Origin of the sequence: Allobosea sp., assembly GCF_036675845.1 — a bacterium.
Taxonomy (GTDB): domain Bacteria; phylum Pseudomonadota; class Alphaproteobacteria; order Rhizobiales; family Beijerinckiaceae; genus Allobosea.
This window is the reverse complement of the sequence record NZ_JAKFED010000181.1, coordinates 1-1,915: the sequence shown is the minus strand read 5'-3', so window position 1 is coordinate 1,915 and position 1,915 is coordinate 1. Positions and strand designations below refer to the sequence as shown.

Annotated in this window: 1 protein-coding gene; it reads left to right on the top strand. The window is 71.8% G+C overall.

What is annotated here, in order from left to right; all coding sequences use genetic code 11:
- Positions 1–1,493, top strand: a 1,493-nt coding sequence (locus V6M56_RS19670; protein WP_332686168.1) for a cytochrome c, incomplete at its 5' end; no start/stop codon positions are given.
- Positions 1,494–1,915: the final 422 nt, after the last annotated feature.

Genomic DNA, 1,915 nt, shown 5'->3' with positions numbered 1-1,915 from the left:
ACGTGCTGCTCGTCGACAGGCAGCACGAGCCGCCGCTCGGCGCCGGCGAGTCGGCCTCGGTGCCGAGCGCCGCCGCCATCGTCAACGCCGTCTATGACGCGACCGGCGTGCGCTTCCGCGAATTGCCGCTGACGCCGGAACGGGTGCTCGCCGGGCTCGGGCAATTGCCGAAACCGGCGCCGGCCGCCCCCGAGCTCGCAGCGAAGCCGCGCTTCGGCCTGTGGAGCAAGCTCGGCGGCGCCTTTGCCGGGGCCGCGACCTTCGCCGCCGTCTCGCTGGCCATGGCGCCGTCGATCGCGCCGATCGCCCGGCCCGACCCGTCGACCTGGTCGGCCGCGACGATCGAGAAGGGCCGCCAGCTCGCGGCGCTCGGCGCCTGCGCCGTCTGCCATACGGTCAAGGACGGCGTGCCCTACGCCGGCGGGCTTGCGCTCGAAACCCCCTTCGGCACGGTGATGACCACCAACATCACGCCCGATCCGGAGACCGGCATCGGCAACTGGTCCTATCCGGCCTTCGAGCGGGCGATGCGCGCCGGCCTGCATCGCGACGGCCGCCATCTCTACCCGGCCTTCCCCTATCCGAGCTTCGCCAAGGCGAGCGAGGCCGACCTGCAGGCGCTCTATGCCTTCCTGATGTCGCAGCCTGCGGTGCGCCAGGAGAACCTGGCGAGCCGGCTGACCTTCCCCTTCAATTTGCGCCCGCTGATGGCCGGCTGGAACCTGCTCTTCAACCGCCAGAGCGAACCCGCGCCGGCGCCGGAGCGCTCGGCCGAATGGAATCGCGGCCGCTATCTCGTCGACGGGCTCGGCCATTGCGGCGCCTGCCATACGCCGCGCAACGCGTTCGGCGCCGAACGCAGCGGCAGCGCCTATCTCGCCGGCGGCGAGGCGGAGGGCTGGGAGGCACCGGCGCTGACGAAGGCCGCAGCCGGGCCGATCCCGTGGAGCGAGGCGCAGCTCTACACCTATCTGCGCACCGGCACCGCCGCCCGGCACGGCGCCGCCTCGGGCCCGATGGCGCCGGTGATCGAAGAGCTGAAGGCACTGCCCGATTCCGATATCCGCGCGATGGCGAGCTATCTCGCCTCGCTCAACGAACCGCTGCCGGCTGCCGAGGCGAAAGCCCGCATCGAGCGAATCGAACGCGCCACCGCTTCCGCCGCCAACCCCGCAACCTCCCCGGCGGCGCGACTCTATCAAGGCGCCTGCGCCGCCTGCCATGAGACCGGCCGCGCCGCGCCGCTCGTCAATGCCGGCCCGGCGCTGGGGCTCTCGTCGAAACTCCATGCCGCGACCCCGGCGAACTTCCTGCGCCTGCTGATCGAGGGCGGCCAGCACGGCATCGGCTCGATGCCGGCCTTCGCGACGGCGCTGGACGACCGCCAGCTCGCCGATCTCGCGCGCTACATGCGCGGCCGCTTCGCGCCGGAGAAGCCGGCCTGGAGCGGCATTGAGGAGGCGCTGGCGAAGGCGCGAGCAGCGGGGAATTGAGGGCGCCTCGTCAGGCGCGCCGGATTGGGCAGACGGGCGCGGGGAACCCTCTCCTGTAAGGAGAGGGCAGGATGAGGTGTAGGCTGTTTGACCAGTGAGGCGCCGCACGCACGACGCGGTCGGGGTCAGGCCAACGTTTCCAGTCCGAACACCTCACCCCTGCCCCTCTCCTTCCAGGAGAGGGGTTCCTCGCGCTTCTCCACCTCCCCCGCACCGAAAACCCCGCCGGCTCAGCGCCGCGAGGGTTTGAAAGGGAGCGCCGCCCGAAGGGGTGCGCGGGGCCGGATGGCGGCGGCGTGTCGCCGCCTGCCGAATGTCGATGTCGAGATGTCGAAAGCGGCTGGGTCGCCGCCGGACCGAACCCCGCGCGCGGTTCTCTTATGGTGCGCTCGTCGTGCTTTGATGTCCGGGCACTGGACCGG